This is a genomic window from Marivirga sp. (assembly GCF_051117495.1).
In the GTDB taxonomy this organism is placed as follows: domain Bacteria; phylum Bacteroidota; class Bacteroidia; order Cytophagales; family Cyclobacteriaceae; genus Marivirga.
Genome location: NZ_JBNPEF010000020.1, coordinates 1 through 22,814 on the forward strand (window position 1 = coordinate 1; position 22,814 = coordinate 22,814).

Consider the following 22,814-nt stretch of genomic DNA (forward strand, 5'->3'; position numbering starts at 1 on the left):
TTCAATGCTAAGATCAAAGCTTTTCGCTCCCAATTCAGAGGTGTGAAAAATGTATCCTTTTTCCTTTTCAGACTCTCAAAAATCTATGCTTAAAAAATACTTCTCCCCAGGTTTTCAGATTGATCCCTTTTAATTTTCTTTAGTTTTGGATGTATTCATTTGAACACTAAAACCCACTATACATAAAAAAAAGCAGCATTCACCGAATGCTACTTTAGTTATTGTCGGGGTGGCAGGATTCGAACCTACGACCTCCTCGTCCCAAACGAGGCGCGATACCGGGCTACGCTACACCCCGAGATTTTATTGTTAATCTCTTTTTTTAAGAACTTTTGCGGAGTGAGGGGATTACTCATACGCGCAATTCATGCGCCATTCCCCTCGTGAAGCTTTACTTTCGAACCCTGTTGGTTCTCATCCCCCAAAACATTAAATGCTTAAGGTTTTTTAGCTTCTCCGAAATAACAGTTTTTATAAGAACTTTCTGCGGAGAGAGGGGGATTCGAACCCCCGGTACGCTTTAACACGTACGCATGTTTAGCAAACATGTGGTTTCAGCCACTCACCCACCTCTCCGGGCTTTGTTTAACTCAAATCCCCTCCTCGTTTCCGAAAAGTGATGCAAATATAAAGGAAGTTTTCCGTCTCTACCAAATCCCAATCAAAATAAATCTAACTTTTTTTTGGATTAGTTTTCAACTTACTGTCAACCAGAAAATTAATATTTCGATATTCGTTAATATATTTTAAATCTAGGAACACTCTCCCTATGTCTGAAGGTTTTCACCGTCTAACGCCTATAATACAAACCAGTCCTTTTAAATTCTTTGGCAACAAAACGGTCAGACGGGATTAGAGCATTCTGATATTGTTTTGGATTAGGTAAGTTTATACATCTAAAATGATATGTGACACCCGTCAGACCGTGAATTACAGACCATTTGTTTAGCGTCTGACGGTTGGAACCGTCTGACGCATATAAATCCACAAAAGATTATAACAAGCCAAGCTTTATTCCGTTTAAAAAATCTTAGCAGTAAATCAATGTTGCCCTTTACATTTGCTTTTATATTTTTGTAAAAATTAAAATCTATGACTTGGATTCACTCCCTCGGGGCGGAAGAGATTATTTTTATTATTATTTTTTTGGTACTCTATTTGGCTTATACCTATAGGGTTTTTTCGGTAGCTAAAAGAGTCGGTCAAGCCTATTCCAATATCTTACCAAAATTCTTATTAAGATCATCCATATTCGCATTGTTAATCATTTCACTATTAGGTCCTTCATTTGGTGATGATAAAAAGGAAATAAAGGCAGTTGGAAAAGATATTATGATTGCTGTGGATTTATCCGCTTCTATGGATGCCTTTGATATTGCTCCTACAAGACTTGAAAAAATAAAATTCGAATTGAAAAACATAGTAGATGCATTTAATTCTGATCGTATTGGGCTTTTGATATTTTCTTCTGAGTCATTTGTTCAATGCCCCTTGACTTACGATCAAAACGCTTTGAATTTATTCATTGAAACGCTAAATACAGGCTTAGTACCCGGAAGCAGTACAGATTTTGGAAGTGCTTTGTCTATGGCGCATGAAAAACTTACTTCGGAAGATGCCCCATCAAGCCAACAGAAATCAAAGATTATCATTTTAATAAGTGACGGAGAAGATTTTGGAGATGATACTGGCAGTGCCATATCTAAAATTAATGATTCAGGTATCCGGCTTTTCTCTTTGGGTGTCGGAACAGAAGAAGGGAGCAAAATTAGGACAAGGCGCGGATTTCGTAAAGATAAAAGTGGCAATGACATCATTACCAAATTGGACTCACGTTCATTAAAGAATTTAGCTGATAATACTGATGGTGATTATTTTGAAATCAATGATAATCAAAATGAAGTAGGTAGATTAATCGCCACAATTAATAATATTGAAGGGGAATTAAAAGATGCCAAAACTGTTGATGTATCAGCTAACAAATATTTTTATTTTCTGATGGTAGCTATTATTTTGCTGTTTTTGGATTTAATAACTACACTTAAAATCATTAAAATATGAAATATTTTGTATTCATATTCTTTGGGATTATCACTTCATTTCAGCTACTAGCTATTGATCCTGTTGGTAAAATAGCCAAAGCGAATGCGGCAAAAGAAAGGGCTGAAGAGGCATTGAGAAATGGCGATTTTGAAAAGGTAGTGGAGCACTACACTTATCTTTTAGATTCGTTGGGATACGAAAGCCCTCAAGCAGAATTAAACAGGGCTCATGCCTATTTTCAATTAAAAGATACCGTAAATGCATTTGATGCCTACAGAAGGGTTTCGGATGTAAATAATAACCAATTAAAATCCAAGGCGATGCTTCAGATGGGGAATCTTTCTGAAATGCAGAAGGAATATGAAAGTGCACTTTCCTTTTTTAAAGAAGCTTTAAAAGCAGATCCTACCAATAATAAGGCTCGCTATAATTATGAACTGCTCAAAAAGAAAATGAAGGAGCAGGAAAAACAAAATCAGGATCAGAACCAGGATCAAAATCAAGACAATAAAGATCAACAAGAACAAGATCAAGAAAATAAAGACCAGCAAAATAAGGAAAATAAAGATTCTGAAAACCAACAAAAGGACGAAAATCAAGAGAAGAGCCAAGAAGATAAAGAATCTGAAGAACAGCAACAAAAAGATGATGCTGAGCAACAGGATGGTGAGCAAAGCGAAAAGGATAAAGGAAAAGAACAAGAAGAGCAAAAGCAACAAGAGCAAAAAGAGGGGGAAGAAAAAAAAGAGGGAGAAGAGCAAGAAATGAAACCTAGTACTAAACAAAAGCTTCAAGAGATGAATATTTCTGAAGAAAAAGCCCAGATGATTTTGGAAGCACTGAAAAACAAAGAGTCTCAATATTTTCAGCAATTGAGGAAAAAAGCGACCAAAAAACAAGATTCAGGAAAACCTGATTGGTAAAAAGGATTCTGGTTTCATCCCAAGCTTATTTTAATTAATTTTACATTGAAACGACTAAAATAAAATAATAATGCAAGAAGTATATATTGTGTCCGCTGTAAGGACACCAATCGGAAGTTTTGGAGGAAGTTTAGCTAGTTTAAGCGCAGTTCAACTTGGTTCTGCCGCTATAAAGGGTGCTTTATCCAAAGCCAATGTAGATGCTAAGGAAGTAAACGAAGTCTTCATGGGCAATGTGGTATCTGCTAATCTTGGTCAGGCTCCAGCCAGACAAGCAGCTATTGGAGCTGGTATTGGTTTTAATGTTCCATGTACAACCGTGAATAAAGTTTGTTCATCAGGAATGAAATCAGTAATGTTCGGTGCTCAAAGTATCATGTTAGGTCATGCCGATACCATTGTTGCCGGTGGAATGGAGAGCATGTCCAATATCCCTTATTATATTCCAAAAGCGAGGTATGGCTATAAATATGGCAATGGTGAATTAGTTGATGGGCTATTAAATGATGGTCTCTGGGAGGTTTACAATAAATTCCCAATGGGAAATTGTGCTGACAATACTGCTAAAGAGATGAAAATCACCCGTGAACAACAGGATGAATATGCCATCAATTCTTATAAAAGAGTTGCAAAAGCAACTGAGGATGGAAGCTTTAAAGAAGAAATTGTTCCTGTAGAGGTTCCTCAAAGAAAAGGTGACCCATTAGTGATTACCGAAGATGAGGAATTCAAAAATGTAAGATTTGAAAAAATACCATCCTTAAGACCTGTATTTGCAAAAGATGGTACTGTGACGGCCGCCAATGCGTCCACTATCAATGATGGTGCATCTGCATTGGTATTGATGAGCAAAGAAAAAGCAGATGCTTTGGGCATAAAACCAATTGCTAAAATCAGAGGCTTTGGTGATGCAGCCCAAGACCCACTTTGGTTTACTACTGCGCCTTCTTTAGCTATTCCTATTGCTATGAAAAGAGCAGGGGTAAGCAAAGAAGAAGTTGATTTCTATGAAATTAATGAAGCATTCTCTGCTGTAGCCATTGCCAATAATATGGAATTGGGGTTAGATCCTGAAAAAGTGAATGTTTACGGTGGAGCTGTGGCTTTAGGTCACCCATTAGGCGCTTCCGGTGCTAGAATCATGACTACTTTACATTCTGTCTTAAGTCAGAAAAATGGCAAAATTGGAGTAGCTGGTATTTGCAATGGCGGTGGCGGTGCTTCTGCTATCGTAATTGAGAAAATGTAATACAGTTTCTTTTTTGAAGATTTAATTATCTAAAATACTGGAAACTTAATCGACTTTTATGTCATTCTATAATATTTTAACAGCTTGTAAGTTATCTTTACAAGCTGTTTTTCATTAACCATATTTTAAAACATTCATGCAGGTATATTTCCTTTCGATTTCTTTATTTTTCTTTTCAATTCAAGTCTTGAGCGCTCAGGAATTACAAAAAATTTCCAATTATTATGATAGTGCTGAGCAAAAAAAGACCAAGGAAGTTTATTTTATTGTTGACGGAGACAGCAGTCAAATTGAAGGGGATTATAAAAAATATTATGAAAGTGGCGAATTGATGGCGCAAGGCGTGTTTAAGGAGGGGAATGAGGATGGTGTTTTTGAAATGTTCTATCCTGATGGGACATTAATGAGAACTACTGAGTATTCAGAAGGGAAAAGAAAAGGTAAGACTGTGGTTTATGGTAAAGAGGGTAATATTTTACAAGAAGCCAATTTTAAAAATGATACTTTGAATGGTAAATTAAAACTTTTTTATCCTGATGGACAACTCAAGAGCGAAAGCGATTTTAAAGATGGTAAGCCTGATGGTGAAGTGCTGGAATATTTTCAGGATGGCACTATTGCCCAAAGAATTAATTACAAAAATGGGGAGCCAAATGGCATAACCGAGCGCTATTACCCTAATGGGGAAATGAAAACCGAAGAACACTACGTAAATGGGAAACTAAGTGGTGAATTTAAAACGTTCTTTAATAATGGTCAGCTGGAGACTATTTTTGAAAATCAAAAAGGAGTAAGATCTGGGGAGTTCAAAACTTATGACCGAGAAGGTAATCTGCTTTTGATTGGCTATTTTAAAGAAGGGAAATTAGCAGGTGAAAATATTTCATATTACCCTGATGGCTCAGTAAAAACTAGACGTAACTACAATAATGGCTTTCTTTCCGGAGAAGTATTGGAATACGATAAAGAAGGGAATTTGAAAGTAAAAACAATATATTCGAATGAAAGTAAAGATAGAGAGGTTGAATTATACTGGGAAAATGGGAATATTAAGTCAAATCAATATTTCAAAAGTGATGAACCCTTTGGCGAATGGAAATTCTATAATGAGAATGAGGAATTAATAAGAGTTGAGAATTATAGTAATGGCCAATTACATGGCATGTTTACTGAATATTATAAAGGAGGGGATCTTAAATATGAAGTGAATTATCAAGCAGGTAAAAAATCGGGCTTAGAGGTTTTTTATTACCAAAGTGGACAAGAAAAGGAAACCACCATTTATAAATTTGGGAAAGCCCATGGAGAACATTTTAAGTACCATAAAAATGGGGAAGTGGCCTTGAATGCAAAATATGCCGGCAATAAGAAAGTAGATGAATGGAAATATTATAACCAAGAAGGTGAATTGCTAAAAACAGAAGTTTATTTCAACGACAAACTACAAGAAACCAAACTGCCAGAATAAGAAAATTAAATTAGAATTTACAACTCCTTCAAAATAGCCAAATACTTAGCTTTCACTTTTCTGCTTACCAAATTATAAAAAAGTATTGCCCCAGTCGAATACATGATAATGTCAACCCAATCAGCAGTATAAATCGAAGGATTTAGAAATGGTAAAATTACTTCGAACAATATACTGTAAAATAGTAAGGTTATGAGGATTGCATTTTTATCCAAAAAATAAAGTCCCCTCACAGGATGAATCCATTGTATAATTTGGGTGGAAAAACCTAATATGATAGGCATACAAAGTAAATCATCTAAGTATGCATGGAATATAGGAATGGAAAAACCCCCTACTTTTTCAATGATTTGATGGATCACGAACAATATCGTACTGATGTAAACTAATGGATGTTTTAAAGTCTTTAAGGCCATCTTCATAGTGGTAAAACCGCTGCTAACCAAGCAAAAAAACCGACTATAGACATTATGACGATGTATGAAATATTCCCGGCCTTTTTAGCAAACTTGACAAATTTACTATCATCTTTTTTGATGGTAAACATCCATTTATCGAGTTGTTCTTGCTTGTATTTTTTTATTTTTTCAAGCCTTTCCTTTGTTGGATTTTGCACAATTGCTCCACAATTGGAACATTTCTTTTTCCCAGAACCATCAATAGTATTCCATTCCCCACAATTTTTGCACTTTACTGAATTTGCCATATAAGGCTATACGATAAGATTATGAGGCAGTTTTATAAATCCCAACTGCTAATAAAACCCAGCCTGCAATCAGAAATAATCCTCCAATTGGGGTAATGGCTCCCAATTTAGTTATACCAGTTGCACACAGAGCATAAAGGCTCCCAGAGAAAATAATAATTCCCAGTAAAAAGGAGTAAGAAGCATAATTCAAAAAACGGTGTTGAAAATTTAGCATTAAAACCCCTAACAAAATCATAGCTAGACTGTGGTACATCTGGTATTTAACAGCAGTCTCATAGGTCTCTAGTCTCCCTGAAGCAGTTAAACTATCTTTCAAAGCATGGGCACCAAAAGCTCCCAACATCACTGATATTGCTCCTGATATACTCCCTATGATTATAATTAATTTATGAGTCATTTTTCAATTATTTAATTCAAACTTCAACTCTTTCTACTTCCAAATCAGGACTTCCATTCCCCTAACTTTTCTTTCTTTCTTCCCTCCTTCTCTGTAACTCCTCCTTAATCAAGGAAAACTCTCTACTACTTTGTCCAGCTACGGCTGTGTTTTCCTCTGCTCTTCTAAATAAATAAGGCATAACGGCTTTTACGGGTCCATAAGGAACATATTTTGCCACATTATAACCTTTATGCGCTAGGTTAAAAGAAATGTTATCACTCATTCCATAAAGTTGAGCAAAATGTACTCGCTCATCATTTGGTTTTATACCATGCTTATCCATCATATAAGCCAAGAAATAATTACTATACTGATTATGGGTTCCGTTAAAAACAAAAATATTATCAAGATTTTCAACACAATACTCCAGTGCAGAATTATAATCTATATCAGTTCTCTCTTTTGATATTTGGATTGGATTAGGATATCCCATTTCTTCTGCTCTTTCCGCTTCTTTTTCCATGTAAGCGCCCCTCACTAATTTGGCTCCGATGTAATACCCCTTTTCCTTTGCCCTTTTGTGAGCTTTTTTAAGGTTTTCGAACATATCTGCTCGATACATTTGGTAAGTATTGTAAACGATTGCGGTTTCTTTGTTATATTTTTCCATCATTTGATAAACCAGCTCATCTATGGGATCTTGAAGCCAGCTTTCCTCAGCATCAATTAAAACCCTAACATTCTTTTCATAAGCTACTTTACAGATTTTCTCTATCCGTTCTTTATTTCTTTGATGGATAGCCTGCTCTTTCTCAGTTAGCGCTTTGCCCGCCTGAATTTTCGTAAATATTTTCCCAAGCGCTACTCCAGAGGGTTTAAATACACAAAATGGGATATTATCATCATCGGCTGCCCTATCGATAGTTTTCAGGATTTCAGCCATCGTTTTATCAAACCCTTTTTCATTTTTGGCTCCTTCCACGGAATAATCTAAAATACTTCCTATACCATGTGAGGCTAATTCATCAATGGTTCCTTGGCTGTCTTTAATGGTTACACCTCCGCAAAACTGATCATAAACCGTCCAATAAATAATTTTACTAATCGGTAAATGCAATGCAAATCCTAATTTTACAAAAAATTTACCGATAGCCACTAACCATCCTTTACCCATTAAGGTGAAAAGCCAATACGCTTTCCTTAATTGTCTGTTTGACTTACTGGTAAATGCAATGGATACATCGTCAAAAATGGGGTTTGTTGTTACTTCCATAAAATTAATTTAAGTCCGTAAATATAAGGAAAACGAAGTCACGTCCTTTTTGTTAAATTGATTAAATTGCATCTTTTTATTAAAAATTTTATGAAGATTAAAAATTGGTATTCTGGTGAAAAGCCTTTGATAATAGCGGGGCCTTGCAGTGCGGAAACAGAAGAACAGTTATTGGAAACAGTTGACGGATTGGTGAAAAATGGATTTGACACTATCCGAGCAGGCGTATGGAAACCAAGAACCCGCCCCAACAGCTTTGAGGGCGTAGGGAAAATTGCATTTCCTTGGATTAAAAAAGCAAAAGCTCTTCATCCACATATTCAATTTGCCATAGAAGTGGCCTCAGCTGATCATGTTGAATTAGCATTAAAAAATGATATTGATGTTTTATGGGTAGGCGCAAGAACCACCGTAAACCCCTTTAATGTGCAAGAGATCGCTGAAGCAGTTAGAGGCGTAAAAGACAAGCCGGTTTTTGTTAAAAATCCAATCAATCCGGATTTAGCTTTATGGCTAGGAGCACTGGAAAGATTTGATGCAGTTGGTATTGAAAAGCTTGGGGCAATCCATAGAGGATTTTCTACTTATCAAGAAAGCATTTACAGAAATATTCCTCTATGGCAAATTCCGATAGAACTGAAGTCCCGTTATCCAGAATTACTATTGATCAATGACCCAAGCCATATTGCAGGAAAAAGAGATTTACTTTTTGAAATCGCACAAAAAGCCATGGATTTACAATATGATGGCTTGATCATCGAATCACACCGATCTCCTGATGAGGCTTGGAGTGATGCCGCCCAACAGTTGACGCCTGATGCCTTGAAGGAAATGCTAAGTCAGCTTAAAATCAGAGAAAAGACCTTCCCCAATAAAGATTTTAAAAATGAGTTGGAAGGAATAAGAGATCAGATTGATGAAACTGATAAAGAATTATTGGAGGTATTATCAAGAAGATTGGAGTTGGTAAAAAAAGTAGGACAATATAAAAAAGATAAAAATGTGGCTATATTTCAGCTGGAGCGTTGGAATAAAATATTAGAAAACCGTCCTTTATGGGGTAAAAAATTATATTTGGATGCTGATTTTGTGAAATCAATCTATCAAAACATCCATGATGAGTCCATCAGAATACAAACCGACATCTACAACAATGAAAAATAAAAAGAAAATTTACACGCTGGGCCCCAAGGGTTCATTTCATCATCTTTCTTGTGTTGAATATTTGGGCGGACAACAGGAAATTGAATTCTGTGAAAGTTTTGGCGGAATTTTTGAAGCCGTAAGAGCGGGACATCTGGGTTGGATTGCATTATACAATAGTTTAGCTGGGATAGTGGAAAATCATGAAAATGAAATCAACAAAAACTTTACCTTGCTGGATGAAATGGATTATGAAGTAAAATTATGTGTATCTGCAGCTCACGGAACAAAATTAAAGGATTTAGAAAAAATTTATTCCCACGAAAAAGCCTTTGGTGAGAGCAAAAGATTTATTAATGAAAAATTATCAAAAGCCGAATTGATAAATTGCCCAAGTACTTCCCACGCAGCTGAAAAAGTAGCCAAAGAAAAAATGCAGAACTCAGCAGCCATCTGCCATGCAGAAACCGCTAAATTTTATGGTTTGGATATTCTAGCTAATATTCCTAATAAACGAAAAAATGAGACTAGTTTTGGGTTGTTTGCGAGTTAGTGCAAATCTTTTCAATTAAAAACTTTCCAATCAGTAGCTTAGATATTTTGATTTATTATAGAATCTTTAGTTAATAATAAATATAAGAATATAACCTATTCTGTTAAAACATATAATAACGCAAATACCCAAAAATCAATATAATAGTTTGAATTAAGATAAAAATATTTATAAAAATAATCTTAGGAAATTTAATAATAAAACCGGTTAGAATAATCAATATGAATGTCCCTAAGGTATAAGGTCTTATAATAAATAAATTTTCAGTAAGGACATATAAATTATAAACCAGATAAACTACCCATGGTATAAATATATTTCTCCTGTATTTTATTAAATAATCTTTCTGGATCATCTCAGAAAATTCATTGGGAAACATTTGAAAAGTCATAAAGGTGAAAATTGAGGGAGGGACAACAACATGTATAAGAAACATTAAAGGTCCTGCAATATCTTCATAATGCTCTGCACTCCTGTTTACCCAGAAAATATAAACTATCAAACAGAATACATTAATTGTCAACAAGATATAAGCCCAATGATAAGATTTCACTCCTTTATACTTAATCATTTCGGCCCATTTTATTAGAATCTTACTAATAATCAAGCCATATAGAATTGATTCAAATGCTAAGTAATATTCCGCTGTTGACATATTAATAATGGTTTATTACCTATCAATAAAATAGCTTTAAACAACTATAAACCTCCACTAAATGATAAATAGATTGTTTGCAATATAATCTAAGCATCCTCCTTCAATTCAATAGTAATAGATATTTAGCTGATTTATATCTAGCATAGGTGGTATATAAAATAACTTCCCCATACTACTTATTCGAATGAAACCCAATAGTATTGCCCTCAGTATCCATACAAATGCTGCAAAATCCGTGCTCGCCAATGGGTTCCTTTTTTTGCAATACTTTTCCTCCAGCACCTACAACTCTTGAAGCTTCCGTTCCACAATCTTCACTGGTAAAATACACTAATGTACCTCCAGCCTCTGGTTTTATCTCTTTGGTTTTGCAAAGTGCCCCGCTAATATTGGCTCCACCTTCCATCTAGGGAAAACTGAACATCTCTAAATCACCCAATCCTCCGGGTGTTTGCATCGGTATCATTTCGATTTGCAATACTTCTTCGTAGAACTTTTGAGCCCTGCTCATATCTTCTACATAAATTTCTACCCAAGTAAATGGTTTTTTTGCTTGTGTTGTCATATTTCAATTTATTTAAGGTGATAGTTATATATCTTCTATAATAAAAGTTGAAAACTAAATTTGGTCTTAAAATGCATTGATTCAATTGCATATTCTTGCTTACCTTAAATAAAGATAGGAAAAAGAATTAATATTTCTTTTTCCTTAAAAGCAATACGGATCATAGTGATATCTGTACTGTGAATAGTTTTCAATCCTGTTCCTTTAAATAAATTAGTAACATCTTAGTTGGGTTCTCTCCTATATTAATAACAGAATGTTTCTCAGATTCAGACCAAATTGAAGTCCCCGAATTAACTTTAATTACTTGAGCTTCTCCTTCTTCCGTTGTTATTTGAACTTTTGCATCATTTATAACTATAGTTAAATGCGGCTCATGATGATGTAAACCTTCACCACAGACATCGCCTTGCGACATACTAAAATGTTCAACAACCTTTAATTTTTCATTTTCAATAACAAGCTTTTCACTGGACTCGCTAGAAAGCTGATCTTGAGCTATTAGTACAGAACACAAAAACAGCATTGGTAAAATTAAGTAATACTTCATAGCTATAATTTTTAAGTGATAAATAATTGAATACATCACAAATATAGCTCAGCCAACAGTTAACAGTTTTTCTTAAAAATCAAATAATTTTGTTTTCCTGCTCAGATATTTTTCTTTGATTATCTTTTTAAGATTCGAAATTGGCTAGGTGCCATTTTAAAGCCCTCCTTAAATATTCGACTGAAATGAGAAACATTTTTAAAGCCACACTCAAATGTTATATCACTTATCATTTTATCTGATGTTTGTAAAAGTAGCTTAGCTTTTTCAAGCCTTCTTTTAGTCAACCATTTTCCTGGGGTCGTTTGATAATGATTAATAAACTCCCGCCTGAAAGTGGCTGTACTTCGATTGGCTATTTCAGCAAATTCTGAAATTTTTAAATCATAGTAATAATTTGCTTCCATAACTTCCCAAATAGGAATTGTATATTCGTTAATTAATTGATTTACATAGGCAAGGATGTGCTTATTAGATGGGTGAACCAATATACTAAAAAGTAATTCCCTGAACTTCCCCTCAAAGATGGTATCCGGCAATAACTGAGGTTTAGAAAAATAAGGAAGCAAACTTTCATAACAATTTCGAATTTGATTATTGATTTCAAATTCTTGGATCATATCTACTTCCACATTTGGTAAGTTGTCCAATCTTAAATATTGTCTGAACTCTTCAAAAATATTTTTTAAATAATCGTCTTTTAAGTAAAGCACTAAAACTTCCCATCCTGAATAATCCGAAGGCAATTCTTGTAAAAAAGCACATCGCTTTAGTAGCAACCCTTTATCCCTACTGGTGGTCCACTTTTTATCACCATGATGTATAATTCTTTTACCACTTATTGTAAAGGCTAATTGATTATAGTTGGAATATAACCGGAGAATCTTATCCGTTTGTGGACATTTATAATATAGAAAAAGCTGATCTTTTAAGGTTAAATGGGTGAAAACATCAGGATTTGCCTTATGTATTTCATAAATATTCATGCTCTTAGCTTATTCAAATACTATAAAGTTATAAATATTATTCTTATCAACTCTCTATAATCTCCTTTAATTTTTCTAATCCATATTCCAAGTCAGCACCCAGCATTTCATCAAAATCCATTACCACCAACATCAAATTCATCGGGAAATCCATAGTTCCTTCGAATCCCCAGGTTACTTTAGTTTGATTATCCCCGATCGGTTCAAATTGCATAAAAGCTTTGTCATTAGCTTCAAAAGGTTCTTTGAATCTTAAAGCATATTCAATTCGGTTTTTATCAATCGCCAATATCTCCTGTTCTCCTACCCCAACATCGCTGCTATCACTTTCCCAAGAAGAGATAAATCCTACCGTACCGTCCTCTCCTTTATATTCTTTTTTCATATAAGGATCCATAGAACTCCACTTACTAAAGTTATCTTGGTTCTTTAAATATTTGACATAATCAAATACTTCCTGATGGGTCGCATCAATGGTAATTTCCCTTTCCAATGCGTAATCCTTATCGGCTACCGAGGCTACAATTAAAGCCAAAACAATAATTCCTAGGATGGCTAATCCAATAATTTTGAGAATTTTCATAATGATTGAGTTTAAAAAGTCCTATCGAAAATAAATATTTTAATTGAACGGCTTGTAAGTATTGAGTAATTTAATTTGTCAAAAATTCAAGAATTTAATACCTAAAACATGAAATAAATTCGCTTTATATTTAAATAAAGGGCGTTTATTCATATTATTTTGTTTAGTTTACTTAAACCAAATAATAAAAGCTAACGAACGTTAGATAAGGTCTTTTTTACGATTTAATGAAATTATTTTAGAATTTTATTTTGTTTTAAAAAATCAGTGCTCTACATTTGAGGCATGAGATACACACAAGGACGATTTTATTTTTACTTTTATTTTATCCCGTTCAGGCGAATCGGTCCTTGTTATGCTATGTAATTACTAAACTAAATCATACTACAAGCCCGATTCGCAAGAGTCGGGCTTTTTTTTTGTCCAAAATTTAAAAACAGTATAGTTATGAATACTTTAAAAATGAAAGATTGGGGCTTAGGCCTTGGAAAACATGTGGTCATCGCAGGGCCATGTTCGGTAGAAACAGAAAAGCAAATCGATGAGCTATGTAACAGCTTTGAGCGTGAACCCCAGATTGGGATGTTCAGAGGGGGTGTTTGGAAACCCAGAACCCGACCAGGAAATTTCGAAGGTTTGGGAGAGGAAGCATTGCCTTGGCTTCAAAAAGTGAAAAATCGTTTACATATTCCAGTTTGTGTGGAAGTTGCCAATGCCAACCATGTTGAATCTGCCTTAAAACACGGTATTGATGTTTTGTGGATTGGAGCTAGAACAACTGTTAATCCTTTCTCCGTACAGGAAATTGCAGATTCTTTAAGAGGGGTTGATATCCCGGTAATGGTGAAAAACCCTATCAATCCAGACCTAGCTTTGTGGGTTGGAGCTTTGGAAAGAATGTATGATGTGGGTATCAATAAATTAGCGGCCATTCACAGAGGATTTGCAGATCCTTATGATAAAATTTACAGAAATAAGCCTAACTGGAATTTAGCTATGCAGTTGAAATTAGAATTGCCTGAAATTGAAATCATTAATGACCCCAGCCATATTGCAGGAAAATGGGAAATGGTGCAATCAGTCGCACAAAGAGCCTTGAATTTCGGAATGGACGGACTCATGATAGAAACTCATCCAAATCCTGTTGAAGCCTGGTCTGATGCACGACAGCAGTTAAATCCTGAGCAATTATTGACATTGCTAAAAGAAATTTCTTTCCGAGAACGCATAGATTTTGAAAATCATATTCCTGAAAATTTGAAAGAAATGCGTGAATCAATTGATCATATTGACCAAAAACTAATAGATTTACTTTCTGATAGATTCCATTTGATAGACAAAGTAGGGGCGTATAAAAAAGCACATGATCTATCAGTTTACCAAGGAGGAAGATGGAAGGATGTATTGGCAAGCAGAGTTCAGTTAGGTACTGAAAAAGACATGAGTGAAAAATTCATGAAAAGTTTATTGGTGGCCATTCACGATGAATCTATCAAGAGACAAGAAAGACAGATTGCCAACAAAGATGTAGAACCTTTAACCATTATATGAGCAAAGTACATTTTCAGGAATTAAGTGAGTTAAAAGAGCTTTTGGCTTCCATTGAATATTCACAACTGTTTGTTTTAACCGATGAAAACAGTAAGAAACACTGCTATCCGCTAATAAAAGATTATTTGGAATATCATCAAGTAATTGAAATTGCTTCCGGTGAAAAGCATAAAACGCTAGACAGTTGCAACCTAATATGGAATGCTTTGACTATGGCAACTGCGGATAGAAAGGCACTATTGATAAATTTAGGAGGTGGTGTGATTACTGATATGGGTGGTTTTTGTGCCGGTACTTATAAAAGAGGTATTCGATTTATCAATATACCTACCACTTTGCTTTCTCAGGTTGATGCAAGTGTAGGAGCCAAAACAGGAATTGATTTTAATGGCTACAAAAACCATATTGGCTTGTTCTGTGAAGCAGAGGCTGTTTTGATTAATCCCGTTTTCCATTCCACTTTACCCGAAAGGCAATTAAAATCAGGCTTTGCCGAAATGTTGAAACACGGATTAATAGCCGATAAAAAACATTGGGAAAATTGTATCGAAAATGGTTTTATGAAAATAAGTAATGAATTGATTCAGCAATCGGTGAAAATAAAGGAGAAAATTGTTGATGCAGACCCTACGGAAAAAGGATTAAGAAAGGTTTTGAATTTTGGACATACAATAGGACATGCCATTGAATCTCACTTATTGAATACTGAAAATGAGTTATTACATGGAGAAGCAATTGCTTTGGGGATGATAGCGGAAGCTTATATCAGTAAATCTAAAGGATTTTTGGCCAAAGATGAATATATTTTAATAGTGGGTGAATTGAGAAACTTTTTCAAAAGTCCTAAAATAGAAAAAACCTCCTATATGGAAATAAAGAGGCTTTGTAAACAAGATAAAAAAAATCAGAATGGTGAAATCAATATGAGCCTATTGAAAAATATTGGCCAAGCAGTTTATGATATTTCTGTCGAAGAGGAACTGATTGACCATGCATTAGCTGAAATATTATAATTTCATTTTTTCACGGAAAGTTTTAGCACTATGAATTGCTGAATCACTAAGCTCGTTTATCCAATCTGAATTCAAACCGTCTTCAGTATGTCTTTTGATATTTCTCAATCGATCTGTTACGGTTCTTGTAACTTTTTTACCATTTTTACTGCTCAAAAAAGCTCCAGCGGCAACTACAGTGGCTGCACCTGCTAGAAATGAAAAAATTGATTTACTTGTTGCACTCATTTTATTTAAATTTTAAAGTTGACATTTTTATAACGTTCAACTTATAAAAACAGTTTAAACCAATAAAGAAAATTTTGAATTATTTTATAAAACAATATAAACATTCTACCAATGGGCAATTATGTTCTATCAATTTGCCCAGCTCTAAAAGTGAGTCTAATAGGTTATTGATAATGAATGCCCTTTCATCAGATAAAATTACTATCAAAAACCTTTCAAGTGCAAGAGACACCCAGACCTTGATTAAGTTGTTGAAAACAGAATCTGATCTGAATATTTTTAATGTATTGGATGCAGGAACAGCCATGCGATTCCTAACAGCATATTTTGCAGTCTCTACCAAAAAAGATATCATTTTAACGGGTACGGACCGCATGCAAAATCGTCCGATTGGCACATTAGTGGATGCTCTTAATTCCATTGGAGCAATAATAAGTTATGAAAATGTAGAAGGCTACCCCCCCTTAAGAATAAAAGCTTTCAAAAAACAGATTAGCTCAAAAATATCCATACCAGGAAATATAAGTAGCCAATACATTTCTGCTTTACTAATGGTAGCCCCTTCCCTTCCTATGGGTTTGGAAATCAAAATAGAACCTCCGGTTTTCAGTAAACCTTATATTGATATGACCTTGGGTTTGATGCAAATATCAGGAATCCGATATACTCAAAAAGACAACTTGATTAAAATCCCCCATCAAAAATATCAAGAAAGTAAACAAACAGTAGAATCTGACTGGTCAGCCTCAAGTTATTGGTTTTCCATAATTGCTCAATCGGAAATTGGTAAAGAAGTATTTTTAAAAGGATTAAAGTCCGAAAGTTTTCAAGGTGACCAAGTAATAAAAGATATAGCCAAAGAATTTGGAGTCATTTTTCAATTCAGAAAAGATGGTGTCTTGCTTCGAAAAGCTGAGTTCCCTACAAAAAAACAATTGAAGCTAGACTTTAAAAAGTGCCCTGATTTGGCTCAAACAGTTTTGCCTTGTGCAGCTGCTTTACGTATTGATTTGGAAATGAAGGGATTAGAAAGCTTGCGAATAAAAGAAACGGATAGGATTTTAGCCTTACAAAATGAACTCTCAAAATTCAATTGTCATTTAATTGAACCCAATAAAGGGGTTTGGAAACTGGAAAATGCTAATTTTTCTTCACATAACGAAATTATTATCGAAACCTATGAAGACCATAGAATGGCAATGGGATTTGCCCCTTTAGCAATTAATCAGGATATTAAAATTAATGATATCGATGTTGTTAATAAATCATATCCTACTTTTTGGGAAGATTTAAAATCATTCGGATTTGATATCTTGGAAGAGTGAATTAAAATATTCAGGTGCCTGCAACATTCTGCTACCATACCAACTGAACATTTCTCCATCTACTATTTTAAATCTCGAATTGGGAAATTCAGTATTTAATTCTTCAATATGCTTTTCCTTAAAGGGATATGGTTCAGAGGAAAGAAAAATGTAATCTGGATTTTCCTTTATGATTTCTTTCATTTCAAGTTCAGGATAACGCTCATCGGAAATAATATTTTCGAAACCCGCATAATTAAGCATTTTTGAAATGAAAGTATCTGATCCAGCCCACATCCAAGGATTTTTCCAAATACAATACACCACTTTTACATTTTGTGTTGGCTTATGCAATAATTCGAATCTTTGTTTAATATTTTGAATGATTTCAATTGCTTTGTCCTGTTTCTTTATTAAAAAACCGATATCATTCATCATTTGGATAGCCGAATCAAAATCCGATACATCGGAAACATATACCGGACAAAATTTTAAAAGCTTTTCAACATAAGTTTTTACATTTTCTTCCTTGCTAGCAATTATCAAGTCAGGATTTAAATCTTTTATTTTTTTGAGATGTTGCTGTTTGGTTCCACCAATTATTTCCTTTTCATTTCTCCAGTCTTTAGGATGAACACAAAATTTTGTGATGCCAACGACTTGCTCTCCTAAACCTAAATCGCATAGAAACTCTGTTATTGATGGAACAAGACTTATGATTCTTTTTGGCTTTGCATTTAACCTAACATGCTTACCGATTTGGTCAATAATTTCGACCATAGTTTTTTGATATAAATGTTTAGACACAAAAAAAGCTTCATCTTTTTGGACGAAGCTAAAGTAATATAGTTTTAAATTTGTTTAAATAGCTATTCCCATGTTTACCAATTGACTTGATACTTTTAGATTACTATTATCAAATGTTGCTTGATTAATTTCAAACTTTAATTTTCCGCCTGCTTCTCTAAAATTAATGGAAGAACCCTTTTTACCTAATCCGGATTTGTCGGTAATGATTAAAGTAGGTTTGGTGTCATATTTTTCTAATATAGCATCAAAGTCTCTACTCTTATTGGATGCAACATATAATACATGAGCCGCTCCCATCTCAGACACATCCGATATGTTTATAATATTGGTGTTTTGACCTTTAATTTCTCTTTGTCCGTATAACTTGGATAATTGATTATAAACGTCATCATCTCCATAAACTGCAATTACGAAATCTCCTGATTTGGTTTCCGCAGGCCACTCTATGTATTTAATAAAATTAAATATTAACATAGTGTGAATTTCATGCATTGGTCTTTGCGCATTGACATTAAATGAGTTAAAGCCAATTGAAACAAAAAATGCAATAATGAATATTTTAAAAGTACTTTTCATATCTTAGGTATTTCAATTCCTACACTAACAAAATTAATACTATTCTTTAGAAAATTATATTTCTATCAGGAATAAAGCATCAATTAATAAAAACGAATTAGAATTATTATATAAATAATTCTAATATTTTAATTTTAATGAAAAAACCCTAGCGAATAGATTTAGACAAATCTCCAGCTAGGGTAAAAAACTAAACTAAATCACTATATTTTATTAAATCAATATTCCCATACTGGACAATTGATTTGAAACTTTCAAGTTGTTTCCTTTGATGGATTCTTGATTAATTTCAAATTTTAATTTTCCATTAATTTCTTGAAAATTGATACAACTTCCTTTCTTACCTAAACCATTTTTGTCTGTAATCATTAAGGTAGATTTTCCGGTGAATTTCTCTATCGCTGTTTCAAACTCCTTGCTTCTATTGCTTGATAAATATAGCACGTGTGCATTGTTCACTTCACTCACGTTATCTACATTTACCACTTTAACAGTCTGTCCTTTTACGGTTCTGTTTGTGTAAAAATTTTGAATTGTAGAAGCAACATTTTCATCACCCACTACTGCAATAACAAAATTACCGGATTTGGCATCTGCTGGCCATTCTACATATTTAATAAAATTAAACATTAACATAGAATGGATTTCATGGATTGGTCTTTCACCTGATTTTAAGGAGAAACCAAAAGCCATCAATGCGATTAAGATAAATACTCTACTGATTCTTTTCATTTTGTGTTTATTGATAATTTACGCTACAAAGGTAAGCGGATGATTTTTATCAGTAAATCGAAAAAGCATCAATAGCTTTCAGAAGTAATATTTTATTAAATTAAGACAAATCGTATCTAAAATTATGCTTGTCCTTAAGGTTTACAATGAATGAATGTAATAAATCAATAACCGATTGTACATCCTTGCTATGTACCATTTCTACAGTCGTATGCATGTACTTTAGCGGAAGTGATACTAAAGCAGAAGGAACGCCCTCGTTGCTGTATGCAAATGCATCAGTATCAGTACCAGTAGCTCTGCTTGCGGCCGATCTTTGGAATGGAATATTTCCTTTTTCAGCCAATTCTATTAACATTTTCAACAGGTTATTTTGAACAGCTGGCCCATAAGTTAAAACAGGTCCTTTTCCCGACTTTTGATCTCCGCTTTCAATTTTGTTATATAAAGGTGAATGTGTATCATGACAAACATCAGTGATAACTGCCACATCTGGTTTGATATGTTGTGCTATCATTTGGGCTCCTTTTAAACCCACTTCTTCTTGTACCGCATTTACTATATATAAAGCAAAAGGTAATTTTTCTTTATTTTCATGGATTTTACGAGCGACTTCAGCAATCATAAATCCGCCTATTCTATTATCCAATGCGCGGCCAACTATATAATCTTTATCCTTTAGATACATCACCTCATCATCGAAAGTAATGACACATCCAACATGTATTCCCATCTTCTCGACATCAGCTTTATCATCAGCTCCAACATCTATGAAAATATTTTTTAATTCAGGCTTAATATCATTTTCCTTATTTCGCACATGAATAGCAGGCCAGCCAAAAATACCTTTTACAATTCCTTTATCTGTATGGATATTTACTCTTTTGGAAGGTGCTATATGATGGTCTGAACCTCCATTTCTAACAACATATATGTATCCGTCATCTGAAATATAGTTTACAAACCAAGAAATTTCGTCAGCATGTGCTTCTATCACCACCTTATATGGCGCATCTTTGTTGATAACTGCCGCAACAGTTCCGTAATTATCCTGGATAAAGTCATCAGTATAGGGCTTTATGTAATCTAACCAAAGCTTTTGGCCACTGGTCTCAAATCCTGTAGGTGATGCGTTATTTAAATATTTAAAAAGAAAGTCTTCTGCTATCTTATCCATAATTGATTTTTATTAATTATCTAATGCTAAGATAAGCGTTGTAAGTGGCAAAATGTTACCCAAAAAGCATAATATCTTAAAACCCCTGTATTAACTTCTGCCAGCCACCAAAAACGGAAACAGGAAAATACCGGCTATTACGGAAAAAGAAAGACCAACTGCAAAGCCCAGCAATCTAAAGGGTAGCAATATCAACCATATCAATGGATATAAAAATATTGCCAAAATGGCCAAAGGCCAACAGATTACTAAAAGGATACACCAAAGTAAGAATTTTATCATGACTGTATTTTGTTTTTAAAGTCATGATTCAATTGCTGTGCCAATAGCTAAAAAGTCCGTTTGATATTATTTAAGTAAATTCAAAGCACATAATAGTCTTAAAAATGGACACTACTCTGTTCGTTTATGTACAGTCATAATTAAATATCCTATATTTTAGAAACGCAATTTATTAAAGATTGATAAACTGCAATTCTAATTCCTGAGATCATAAAAAAAGCCCAAAAACATCTAAAATATTTCCGGGCTTAAACATGTTTATTAAAATTACATTTATTGATTTTTATAAATCTTTCCTTTTTTCATTACGAAATCAACAGATTCCATTGTATTGATATTTTCAGTTGGTTCTTCACTCACTGCAATTATATCTGCCATTTTTCCTTCTGAGATGGATCCATATTGATCAAATACGTTAAGCAATTTTGCTGGGATAACCGTTGCAGAAATGATAGATTCCATAGGCTTCATTCCGGCCTCTACCATATAGCCAAATTCTTTGCCATTATCTCCATGTTTAAATACTCCCGCATCGGTTCCGAAAGCAATGTTTACTCCATATTTATAGGCTTTCCCAAATGTATCTTGAATTTTTGGACCAATAGCTTTTGCTTTAGGAACCACTACTTCAGGATAATAGCCTTCTATTTCAGCTAATTCCGCAACACTTTTGCCTGCCGTAATAGTTGGTACATAATAAGCATCATATTCCTTCATCAATTTCATGGTTTCTTCTGACATTAAAGTCCCATGCTCAATAGTTTTAATACCGGCTTTAATAGCACGTTGCATTCCTTCATCACCATGAGCGTGCGCTGCAGTAAGCATTCCATAATCATTGGCTGTTTCAACTATGGCTTTCAATTCATCTTCAAAAAATTGTGGGTTCTGACCGCTTTTTGCCATGCTTAACACACCACCTGTTGCAGTAATTTTGATTACATCTGCTCCGTTTTTATAGCGTTGCCTTACCGCTTTTCTAGCTTCTTCAGGACTGTTTACCACACCTTCTGCAGGACCTGGATTTCCCATTAAATCATCTTTATAACCATTTGTGGGATCTGCATGGCCACCCGTTGTGGCGATTGATTTTCCTGCTGAATAAATGGTAGGCCCATCCACAAATCCTTTATTAATAGCATCTCTTAAGCTACTATTAACTCCGCTTCCACCCAAATCACGAACTGAAGTAAAGCCTGCCATCAAGGTCTTTTTAGCATAAACAGTTGATTGGAAAGCAATATCGGCATCATTTAATGTAAATCTTTTGATATAACCATCTTTTGATGTTTCGCTTTCCAAGTGCACGTGCATATCAAATAGTCCTGGCATAACAGTTTTAGATTTCAAATCTATGGCTTGAGCACCGTCAGGTACATCTACATACCCCTTTTCAATTGATTGAATTTTATTACCCTCTACAACTATGGTCATTTCATTCAATATTTTGGATTTCTCCACATCAATTAATTTTCCACAATGCAGATAAATGGTTTGAGCCATTAAACTAGCACTCAAAAAACCCATTATTACAACTAGTATTAGCTTTTTCATATAGTGTTTAATTTACGTATTGTTCTATTCTCTTTTTAAAGTAATTCATCAGGATTGCTGATATAGAGTGAAAGCTCTTCATCACTTAACTCAGGCCTTTTATCTTCATCCTTAGCCGTAACAATTGAATTGGTCATACTTCCCACCAATCCTCTGTCCAAACCCATTCGTTCAGCTATAATTGCGCACATTTGAGCTTCTCTCTCGTCCAGCTTATTATCAACCAACATCATTTGAATATATTCATAGAGAAAGATGATTTTCTCTTTAATTGTTTCCGGCTCATGAAATTCCATATTTACGGCATCTTGAATAATTTCATCTACTTCTTTTTCACTTACATTATTCTTTCTACCTAAAGCATATAAGTATCTTTTTTCTTCTTTTACAAAGCGATTATCAATTTTTGCCAGTTGATATAAATGGATTAAATGGGAGTGTATTTTATCTGTAGTCAATTCCAGCTCAAATTTCATGGTTTAAAAAACTTCACATCAATGAGCAA

Annotated in this window: 26 protein-coding genes and 2 tRNA genes; 9 read left to right on the plus strand and 19 right to left on the minus strand. The window is 34.2% G+C overall.

Features of this window, described 5'->3' with window-relative positions; translation table 11 throughout:
- Positions 1-224 precede the first annotated feature (224 nt).
- Together ACFE0M_RS10960 and ACFE0M_RS10965 are read right to left on the minus strand one after the other, a co-directional pair.
- Positions 225-298: transfer RNA gene (locus ACFE0M_RS10960), tRNA-Pro, on the minus strand.
- 189 nt (positions 299-487) lie between these two features.
- Positions 488-576: transfer RNA gene (locus ACFE0M_RS10965), tRNA-Ser, on the minus strand.
- Positions 577-1,092: 516 nt separating this feature from the next.
- Here ACFE0M_RS10965 and ACFE0M_RS10970 point away from each other — a divergent pair.
- The 4 genes from ACFE0M_RS10970 (at position 1,093) to ACFE0M_RS10985 (ending at position 5,683) form a co-directional block, all read left to right on the plus strand.
- Positions 1,093-2,061, plus strand: coding sequence for a vWA domain-containing protein (locus ACFE0M_RS10970; protein ID WP_434545804.1), 969 nt, complete (start codon positions 1,093-1,095; stop codon positions 2,059-2,061).
- Positions 2,058-2,966 carry a tetratricopeptide repeat protein gene (locus ACFE0M_RS10975; RefSeq protein ID WP_434545805.1) on the plus strand — a complete coding sequence of 303 codons (909 nt, stop codon included), beginning with the start codon at positions 2,058-2,060 and terminating at the stop codon, positions 2,964-2,966. Before ACFE0M_RS10970 ends, ACFE0M_RS10975 begins: the two co-directional genes overlap by 4 nt.
- A gap of 70 nt (positions 2,967-3,036) precedes the next feature.
- Positions 3,037-4,215, plus strand: coding sequence for an acetyl-CoA C-acyltransferase (locus ACFE0M_RS10980; protein ID WP_434545806.1), 1,179 nt, complete (start codon positions 3,037-3,039; stop codon positions 4,213-4,215).
- A 136-nt stretch (positions 4,216-4,351) separates the two neighbouring features.
- Positions 4,352-5,683: a toxin-antitoxin system YwqK family antitoxin gene (locus ACFE0M_RS10985; RefSeq protein ID WP_434545807.1), complete on the plus strand. Its 1,332-nt coding sequence runs from the start codon at positions 4,352-4,354 to the stop codon at positions 5,681-5,683.
- A gap of 17 nt (positions 5,684-5,700) precedes the next feature.
- Here the strand turns inward: ACFE0M_RS10985 and ACFE0M_RS10990 are convergent, their stop codons facing one another.
- The 4 genes from ACFE0M_RS10990 to ACFE0M_RS11005 all read right to left on the minus strand — a co-directional run bounded on the left by ACFE0M_RS10990 (position 5,701) and on the right by ACFE0M_RS11005 (position 8,044).
- Positions 5,701-6,099 carry a magnesium citrate secondary transporter gene (locus ACFE0M_RS10990; protein ID WP_434545808.1) on the minus strand — a complete coding sequence of 133 codons (399 nt, stop codon included), beginning with the start codon at positions 6,097-6,099 and terminating at the stop codon, positions 5,701-5,703.
- A gap of 2 nt (positions 6,100-6,101) precedes the next feature.
- Positions 6,102-6,389 (minus strand): hypothetical protein, encoded by a 288-nt coding sequence (locus ACFE0M_RS10995; RefSeq protein WP_434545809.1) that lies wholly within the window; start codon positions 6,387-6,389, stop codon positions 6,102-6,104.
- Between the two features lie 19 nt (positions 6,390-6,408).
- Complete coding sequence (locus tag ACFE0M_RS11000) at positions 6,409-6,789, minus strand: DUF423 domain-containing protein (protein WP_434545810.1); 381 nt, start codon at positions 6,787-6,789, stop codon at positions 6,409-6,411.
- Positions 6,790-6,850: 61 nt separating this feature from the next.
- On the minus strand, positions 6,851-8,044 hold the full coding sequence (locus ACFE0M_RS11005; protein WP_434545811.1) for a proline dehydrogenase family protein: 1,194 nt from the start codon (positions 8,042-8,044) through the stop codon (positions 6,851-6,853).
- A gap of 90 nt (positions 8,045-8,134) precedes the next feature.
- Here ACFE0M_RS11005 and ACFE0M_RS11010 point away from each other — a divergent pair, with 90 nt between their 5' ends.
- Positions 8,135-9,208 carry a chorismate mutase gene (locus ACFE0M_RS11010; RefSeq protein ID WP_434545812.1) on the plus strand — a complete coding sequence of 358 codons (1,074 nt, stop codon included), beginning with the start codon at positions 8,135-8,137 and terminating at the stop codon, positions 9,206-9,208.
- On the plus strand, positions 9,198-9,740 hold the full coding sequence (locus tag ACFE0M_RS11015; protein ID WP_434545813.1) for a prephenate dehydratase: 543 nt from the start codon (positions 9,198-9,200) through the stop codon (positions 9,738-9,740). The genes ACFE0M_RS11010 and ACFE0M_RS11015 overlap by 11 nt, the downstream gene beginning before the upstream one ends.
- 830 nt (positions 9,741-10,570) lie before the next feature.
- Here ACFE0M_RS11015 and ACFE0M_RS11020 read toward each other — a convergent pair.
- From ACFE0M_RS11020 to ACFE0M_RS11040, 5 genes are all read right to left on the minus strand, one after another.
- Entirely contained in the window at positions 10,571-10,804 is a 234-nt protein-coding gene (locus ACFE0M_RS11020; protein WP_434545814.1) for a VOC family protein, read from the minus strand.
- Entirely contained in the window at positions 10,805-10,963 is a 159-nt protein-coding gene (locus ACFE0M_RS11025; protein WP_434545815.1) for a hypothetical protein, read from the minus strand.
- Between the two features lie 190 nt (positions 10,964-11,153).
- Positions 11,154-11,513: a hypothetical protein gene (locus ACFE0M_RS11030; RefSeq protein ID WP_434545816.1), complete on the minus strand. Its 360-nt coding sequence runs from the start codon at positions 11,511-11,513 to the stop codon at positions 11,154-11,156.
- Between the two features lie 119 nt (positions 11,514-11,632).
- On the minus strand, positions 11,633-12,499 hold the full coding sequence (locus ACFE0M_RS11035; RefSeq protein WP_434545817.1) for a helix-turn-helix transcriptional regulator: 867 nt from the start codon (positions 12,497-12,499) through the stop codon (positions 11,633-11,635).
- A gap of 46 nt (positions 12,500-12,545) precedes the next feature.
- On the minus strand, positions 12,546-13,082 hold the full coding sequence (locus ACFE0M_RS11040; protein ID WP_434545818.1) for an SRPBCC family protein: 537 nt from the start codon (positions 13,080-13,082) through the stop codon (positions 12,546-12,548).
- Between the two features lie 447 nt (positions 13,083-13,529).
- Here ACFE0M_RS11040 and ACFE0M_RS11045 point away from each other — a divergent pair, with 447 nt between their 5' ends.
- Together ACFE0M_RS11045 and aroB are read left to right on the plus strand one after the other, a co-directional pair.
- Positions 13,530-14,633, plus strand: coding sequence for a chorismate mutase (locus ACFE0M_RS11045; protein ID WP_434545819.1), 1,104 nt, complete (start codon positions 13,530-13,532; stop codon positions 14,631-14,633).
- Positions 14,630-15,646 carry a 3-dehydroquinate synthase gene (gene aroB / locus ACFE0M_RS11050; protein ID WP_434545820.1) on the plus strand — a complete coding sequence of 339 codons (1,017 nt, stop codon included), beginning with the start codon at positions 14,630-14,632 and terminating at the stop codon, positions 15,644-15,646. The genes ACFE0M_RS11045 and aroB overlap by 4 nt, the downstream gene beginning before the upstream one ends.
- On the opposite strand, the gene ACFE0M_RS11055 is transcribed toward aroB, so the two are convergent.
- On the minus strand, positions 15,641-15,874 hold the full coding sequence (locus tag ACFE0M_RS11055; RefSeq protein ID WP_434545821.1) for a hypothetical protein: 234 nt from the start codon (positions 15,872-15,874) through the stop codon (positions 15,641-15,643). The two genes, aroB and ACFE0M_RS11055, sit on opposite strands and share 6 nt — an antisense overlap.
- A 134-nt stretch (positions 15,875-16,008) precedes the next feature.
- Here ACFE0M_RS11055 and ACFE0M_RS11060 point away from each other — a divergent pair, with 134 nt between their 5' ends.
- Entirely contained in the window at positions 16,009-17,199 is a 1,191-nt protein-coding gene (locus ACFE0M_RS11060; RefSeq protein ID WP_434545888.1) for a 3-phosphoshikimate 1-carboxyvinyltransferase, read from the plus strand.
- Here the strand turns inward: ACFE0M_RS11060 and ACFE0M_RS11065 are convergent.
- From ACFE0M_RS11065 to ACFE0M_RS11095, 7 genes are all read right to left on the minus strand, one after another.
- The gene (locus ACFE0M_RS11065; RefSeq protein WP_434545822.1) at positions 17,170-17,958 is read right to left on the minus strand and encodes an ABC transporter substrate-binding protein; all 789 of its coding nucleotides are present in this window, start codon (positions 17,956-17,958) and stop codon (positions 17,170-17,172) included. The two genes, ACFE0M_RS11060 and ACFE0M_RS11065, sit on opposite strands and share 30 nt — an antisense overlap.
- Positions 17,959-18,039: 81 nt before the next feature.
- Positions 18,040-18,564 (minus strand): YfiR family protein, encoded by a 525-nt coding sequence (locus ACFE0M_RS11070; RefSeq protein WP_434545823.1) that lies wholly within the window; start codon positions 18,562-18,564, stop codon positions 18,040-18,042.
- Between the two features lie 213 nt (positions 18,565-18,777).
- Positions 18,778-19,296 (minus strand): YfiR family protein, encoded by a 519-nt coding sequence (locus ACFE0M_RS11075; RefSeq protein ID WP_434545824.1) that lies wholly within the window; start codon positions 19,294-19,296, stop codon positions 18,778-18,780.
- 100 nt (positions 19,297-19,396) lie between these two features.
- On the minus strand, positions 19,397-20,473 hold the full coding sequence (locus ACFE0M_RS11080) for a M42 family metallopeptidase (RefSeq protein WP_434545825.1): 1,077 nt from the start codon (positions 20,471-20,473) through the stop codon (positions 19,397-19,399).
- Positions 20,474-20,563: 90 nt separating this feature from the next.
- Positions 20,564-20,755: a hypothetical protein gene (locus tag ACFE0M_RS11085; protein WP_434545826.1), complete on the minus strand. Its 192-nt coding sequence runs from the start codon at positions 20,753-20,755 to the stop codon at positions 20,564-20,566.
- A 273-nt stretch (positions 20,756-21,028) separates the two neighbouring features.
- Positions 21,029-22,309 carry an amidohydrolase family protein gene (locus ACFE0M_RS11090; protein ID WP_434545827.1) on the minus strand — a complete coding sequence of 427 codons (1,281 nt, stop codon included), beginning with the start codon at positions 22,307-22,309 and terminating at the stop codon, positions 21,029-21,031.
- A gap of 35 nt (positions 22,310-22,344) precedes the next feature.
- Positions 22,345-22,785 carry a hypothetical protein gene (locus ACFE0M_RS11095; RefSeq protein WP_434545828.1) on the minus strand — a complete coding sequence of 147 codons (441 nt, stop codon included), beginning with the start codon at positions 22,783-22,785 and terminating at the stop codon, positions 22,345-22,347.
- Between the last annotated feature and the right edge of the window lie 29 nt (positions 22,786-22,814).

Bases quoted from the DNA above. Each gene is read 5' to 3' on its own strand.
- ACFE0M_RS10970 (WP_434545804.1), top strand. From the start codon at position 1,093: ATGACTTGGATTCACTCCCTCGGGGCGGAAGAGATTATTTTTATTATT.
- ACFE0M_RS10975 (WP_434545805.1), top strand. From the start codon at position 2,058: ATGAAATATTTTGTATTCATATTCTTTGGGATTATCACTTCATTTCAG.
- ACFE0M_RS10980 (WP_434545806.1), top strand. From the start codon at position 3,037: ATGCAAGAAGTATATATTGTGTCCGCTGTAAGGACACCAATCGGAAGT.
- ACFE0M_RS10985 (WP_434545807.1), top strand. From the start codon at position 4,352: ATGCAGGTATATTTCCTTTCGATTTCTTTATTTTTCTTTTCAATTCAA.
- ACFE0M_RS10990 (WP_434545808.1), bottom strand. From the start codon at position 6,099: ATGGCCTTAAAGACTTTAAAACATCCATTAGTTTACATCAGTACGATA.
- ACFE0M_RS10995 (WP_434545809.1), bottom strand. From the start codon at position 6,389: ATGGCAAATTCAGTAAAGTGCAAAAATTGTGGGGAATGGAATACTATT.
- ACFE0M_RS11000 (WP_434545810.1), bottom strand. From the start codon at position 6,789: ATGACTCATAAATTAATTATAATCATAGGGAGTATATCAGGAGCAATA.
- ACFE0M_RS11005 (WP_434545811.1), bottom strand. From the start codon at position 8,044: ATGGAAGTAACAACAAACCCCATTTTTGACGATGTATCCATTGCATTT.
- ACFE0M_RS11010 (WP_434545812.1), top strand. From the start codon at position 8,135: ATGAAGATTAAAAATTGGTATTCTGGTGAAAAGCCTTTGATAATAGCG.
- ACFE0M_RS11015 (WP_434545813.1), top strand. From the start codon at position 9,198: ATGAAAAATAAAAAGAAAATTTACACGCTGGGCCCCAAGGGTTCATTT.
- ACFE0M_RS11020 (WP_434545814.1), bottom strand. From the start codon at position 10,804: ATGGAAGGTGGAGCCAATATTAGCGGGGCACTTTGCAAAACCAAAGAG.
- ACFE0M_RS11025 (WP_434545815.1), bottom strand. From the start codon at position 10,963: ATGACAACACAAGCAAAAAAACCATTTACTTGGGTAGAAATTTATGTA.
- ACFE0M_RS11030 (WP_434545816.1), bottom strand. From the start codon at position 11,513: ATGAAGTATTACTTAATTTTACCAATGCTGTTTTTGTGTTCTGTACTA.
- ACFE0M_RS11035 (WP_434545817.1), bottom strand. From the start codon at position 12,499: ATGAATATTTATGAAATACATAAGGCAAATCCTGATGTTTTCACCCAT.
- ACFE0M_RS11040 (WP_434545818.1), bottom strand. From the start codon at position 13,082: ATGAAAATTCTCAAAATTATTGGATTAGCCATCCTAGGAATTATTGTT.
- ACFE0M_RS11045 (WP_434545819.1), top strand. From the start codon at position 13,530: ATGAATACTTTAAAAATGAAAGATTGGGGCTTAGGCCTTGGAAAACAT.
- aroB (WP_434545820.1), top strand. From the start codon at position 14,630: ATGAGCAAAGTACATTTTCAGGAATTAAGTGAGTTAAAAGAGCTTTTG.
- ACFE0M_RS11055 (WP_434545821.1), bottom strand. From the start codon at position 15,874: ATGAGTGCAACAAGTAAATCAATTTTTTCATTTCTAGCAGGTGCAGCC.
- ACFE0M_RS11065 (WP_434545822.1), bottom strand. From the start codon at position 17,958: ATGGTCGAAATTATTGACCAAATCGGTAAGCATGTTAGGTTAAATGCA.
- ACFE0M_RS11070 (WP_434545823.1), bottom strand. From the start codon at position 18,564: ATGAAAAGTACTTTTAAAATATTCATTATTGCATTTTTTGTTTCAATT.
- ACFE0M_RS11075 (WP_434545824.1), bottom strand. From the start codon at position 19,296: ATGAAAAGAATCAGTAGAGTATTTATCTTAATCGCATTGATGGCTTTT.
- ACFE0M_RS11080 (WP_434545825.1), bottom strand. From the start codon at position 20,473: ATGGATAAGATAGCAGAAGACTTTCTTTTTAAATATTTAAATAACGCA.
- ACFE0M_RS11085 (WP_434545826.1), bottom strand. From the start codon at position 20,755: ATGATAAAATTCTTACTTTGGTGTATCCTTTTAGTAATCTGTTGGCCT.
- ACFE0M_RS11090 (WP_434545827.1), bottom strand. From the start codon at position 22,309: ATGAAAAAGCTAATACTAGTTGTAATAATGGGTTTTTTGAGTGCTAGT.
- ACFE0M_RS11095 (WP_434545828.1), bottom strand. From the start codon at position 22,785: ATGAAATTTGAGCTGGAATTGACTACAGATAAAATACACTCCCATTTA.